This is a genomic window from Candidatus Sarmatiella mevalonica, assembly GCF_016751895.1.
GTDB classification, from domain to species: Bacteria; Pseudomonadota; Alphaproteobacteria; order Rickettsiales; family Rickettsiaceae; genus Sarmatiella; species Sarmatiella mevalonica.
The window spans coordinates 1-3,242 of sequence record NZ_JACVVM010000096.1 but is presented as its reverse complement, the minus strand read 5'-3'; the positions used below and the strand labels follow the sequence as shown (position 1 = coordinate 3,242).

6 protein-coding genes are annotated in these 3,242 nt (G+C 36.9%); 4 read left to right on the top strand and 2 right to left on the bottom strand.

The genetic code is table 11. The features are described 5' to 3' along the window. A partial coding sequence (locus Sarmat_RS06325) for a transposase (RefSeq protein WP_202149207.1) occupies positions 1-317 on the top strand: 317 nt, incomplete at its 5' end. A gap of 151 nt (positions 318-468) precedes the next feature. Here the strand turns inward: Sarmat_RS06325 and Sarmat_RS07195 are convergent. Next, on the bottom strand, positions 469-600 hold the full coding sequence (locus tag Sarmat_RS07195; protein WP_279611779.1) for a hypothetical protein: 132 nt from the start codon (positions 598-600) through the stop codon (positions 469-471). Positions 601-950: 350 nt separating this feature from the next. Between Sarmat_RS07195 and Sarmat_RS06320 the strand changes: the two genes are divergently transcribed. From Sarmat_RS06320 to Sarmat_RS06310, 3 genes are read left to right on the top strand one after another with little or no spacing between them, the layout of a single operon-like run. Then, positions 951-1,658, top strand: coding sequence for an alanine--tRNA ligase-related protein (locus Sarmat_RS06320; protein WP_202149920.1), 708 nt, complete (start codon positions 951-953; stop codon positions 1,656-1,658). Next, a complete protein-coding gene (locus Sarmat_RS06315; protein ID WP_202149919.1) occupies positions 1,655-2,425 on the top strand; it encodes a hypothetical protein in 771 nt (256 codons plus the stop codon). The genes Sarmat_RS06320 and Sarmat_RS06315 overlap by 4 nt, the downstream gene beginning before the upstream one ends. Then, positions 2,422-2,976 (top strand): GNAT family N-acetyltransferase, encoded by a 555-nt coding sequence (locus Sarmat_RS06310; protein WP_202149918.1) that lies wholly within the window; start codon positions 2,422-2,424, stop codon positions 2,974-2,976. Before Sarmat_RS06315 ends, Sarmat_RS06310 begins: the two co-directional genes overlap by 4 nt. 62 nt (positions 2,977-3,038) lie before the next feature. Here Sarmat_RS06310 and Sarmat_RS06305 read toward each other — a convergent pair. Beyond that, positions 3,039-3,242 (bottom strand): transposase family protein (locus Sarmat_RS06305; protein WP_279611763.1); only part of this gene is annotated, 204 nt, incomplete at its 5' end.

Below are 3,242 nucleotides of genomic sequence, written 5' to 3'. Positions count from 1 at the left end.
TAGCTCCTATGGTATTTAATGGTTCATGTAATACCCAGCTATTCGAAAGCTGGGTAGAGCAATTCTTGATCAAAGAGCTAAAAGCTGGGCAAGTTGTGATAATGGATAACGCTGCATTTCATAGATCACAAAAGACAAAAGATCTCATTGAATCTGTTGGTTGTAAGGTAATTTTTCTTCCTCCTTATTCACCTGATTTTAACCCAATAGAGAAATTTTGGGCTAATATGAAGCGATGGGTTAAGCAGAAAATTTCTGACTTTCAGAGTCTTTTTGCTTCGTTATCTTTCTTTTTTAAATACGCTACCTCAAATTAATTTACTATAGACTAACTTTAGGGACGTGCCAATTGTGCCTCACACACTTCACTGGAGATTTCAGAATCATTGATTTGACACTCTCCCAGTACGCCTCTATAATCGCCTCAGAGAGTAAAAACATGACTATACCACCCCAGTTTGGAGTTGGTTAGGTTGTGGTTAACTGATCTCCGCCAGATTTTTGAGGAATAACTTTTCTCACCGTCATTGCGAGCATAGCGAAGCAATCCAGAAACCCCAGTATTTGCGGGCCTTCCGGCGTTTTAGCGTTGCACCACATACGTACCTCCCTTTCTCCAATTTCGCCATTTTACCCCCAAAATCTCTGTTTTGCCCTCTCCATCTCCGCTTGCATTGAACACTCGGCCCGAAGGTACGCATGCCCTCAAACCCTTGATTTGCCTAGGTTTTAGAGGATTGAGGTTTTTTGACCCCTCATTTTTTAGAGAACGAAAACCGGAGTAGCGATTGGCATTCGAAACGGAGAAATCATTTAACTTCACGATAATTGTAGGGTAAAATGAAGATAAATAAGTTTGTATATCCTTATTTTAGGATATTATTGTTATACCTATCCTTTGGTTTTGGAGCGATAATACTGATATGTAACAACAAATTAATGGTAAATATATGACTAAAAAACTATACCTCCAAGATACATATCAGTTTGATTTTGAAGGTTTGATTCAAGAAGTAGAAAAAGATGAAAAAGGCATCTTTATTATCCTTGGTCAAACAGCTTTTTATCCTCAGGGTGGTGGTCAACCTTCAGATCATGGCGTTATCGGAAACGATCATCTCAAAGCTAACGTCGTCCACGTTGCACAGCATGGAGATCAAATAAGACATTATATAGAGCCTACAGCAATTGAGCTACTAGCAGCACAAAAAGTGTATGGCGTTGTGGACCAAAAAAGAAGGTTAATAAATGCTCGTTACCATACTGCAGGTCATTTGCTCAGTAATATCGTAGAAATACTGAATCCAAAACTAAAAGCAATAAAAGGTCATTCCTTTCCTGGAGAAGCTTATGTTGAATTTCAAGGAAACGAAGCAATAGATGTGGGAGTTCTACAGAATGCAATAAATGAAGCAATTGCAGAAAATGATAGAACTATCGTTTTTGAGATTGGTCCATTAGGCTTTGAAAAGCAATTTTATAAGCTACCCTATAGTATCCCTGATAATAAGAATTTTCGTGTTATGCAAATAGGCGATATGCCGCCAGTACCTTGTGGTGGTACACATCTATCTTCCATTGGTGAGATAGGGCTTATGAGGATTAATAAAATCAAAAACAAAAACGGCATTTTGCGCATTTCTTATGAGGTGACATGAAGTTTATATCGTTGATTGATACTAATAATCAAAACATTGTCACGATTGATGCCGATAGTTTTGTATTGCGCATTGAAATTGAGGGCATTCCTAAAGAGTCAAGGATTAAGCCATTCATGGCCTCTATCTTATATGAGCTGTTTAAAGGTCATCCGAATCCACTTCCTTACGATAAGATCATAGAAATTTTAAAAGAGTATGGTCTTATCATTTCAGATTTGACCCGCATGCATCGTAAACTCTCAGAAATCAGACAGATTATTCAAAAATTGCATCCCAGTTTAGGGGGGCTTGTTTTGAATACTAGAGGTGTCGGCTATACCTTACCTCTGCGATTCAAAAACTTACATCAGTTGGAAAACCAACCGGATAATACAAAATTTGCAAACTCAAAGATTACAAAGGCTGTACAAACCTTGGAGGCCTTAATAAGTGATTCAATTGCTATGACATCAGAAAATAAAGTAATAAAGCACGCGGCAGGGTATGTAATCAACCGTGATCCTGTTCGTCGTATACTCATAGAGAAGATTGCTGTATTTAATGAATGTGAAAAAACTATCTTAAAAGAAATACGTGCCCACGAAGCAGATTTTACAGGTCTTCGTATCAGCTATTTGCTTGCAAAGCTTAAAACTTATGTAGGGCTTGCGCGTATTTCTGAATATCCTATATCCGAAGTGCAATGGCTTGATTGGTTCAAACAAGAAGTCTGGATGTTATTTGAGGATCTTAAAAAACTGATTAGATTTGCTGAGAGTTTATGAAAAAAGATTTATCTATCCAAAAAGGAAAATACCGCCATTACAAAGGTCATTTATATGAGGTAACAGGTACAGCTCGTCACTGCGAAACCCTTGAAGATATGGTAGTTTATAAAGCACTTTACGGTGACTTCGGGATATGGGTGCGGCCTCTAAAAATGTTCCTGGAAGATATTGAGCTTAATGGCAAAATCCAAAAAAGGTTTGAGTTTGTAGGAGATGGGTCATCAAGCGAAATTCAAACTGATACCTTAAAATTCGACTACAAACTTTTCGAAGCAACTTCAGATGAAATAGAAATCCTAGAAGACAAACTTGATAAATTCAATCTAGAACAATTGTCTTTTGTAGGCGATATGGAGATTAAAAAGAATTACCTAATCAAGAACAAAACTGGAGATATTGTTGCAGGAATCAGGGGCTGTTTTTATCTAGAGGAATGTCTCTTTATAAGCATGCTTTTTATAGATGAAGACAAGAGAAAAAAAGGTTTGGGAAGTATTTTGCTGCAAACTATCGAAGGAACAAGCAAGATCAATAGACCTCTTGCGTAAGTATTTAATTAACAATTAGCCAATGCGAGGGGTGAAGAAGGTTGTTCGTGATTATTTTAGCATCAAGCAGCAAGTAATTTATTAACGAAATCATTTTTGAAATTAACAATTCCAGCAACAATATTAAACTTTAGATTATAGCCCCTACGCTTATTGCGATATCTATGAGATAAAATACGAAAATTCTTTAGCTCTGCAATAATATTCTCAACCTTGATCCGCCTCTTAGATACAATATGGTTGTATTTCTTTTGCCAGTAAGTTAA

Bases quoted from the DNA above. Each gene is read 5' to 3' on its own strand.
- Sarmat_RS07195 (WP_279611779.1), bottom strand. From the start codon at position 600: ATGTGGTGCAACGCTAAAACGCCGGAAGGCCCGCAAATACTGGGGTTT.
- Sarmat_RS06320 (WP_202149920.1), top strand. From the start codon at position 951: ATGACTAAAAAACTATACCTCCAAGATACATATCAGTTTGATTTTGAA.
- Sarmat_RS06315 (WP_202149919.1), top strand. From the start codon at position 1,655: ATGAAGTTTATATCGTTGATTGATACTAATAATCAAAACATTGTCACG.
- Sarmat_RS06310 (WP_202149918.1), top strand. From the start codon at position 2,422: ATGAAAAAAGATTTATCTATCCAAAAAGGAAAATACCGCCATTACAAA.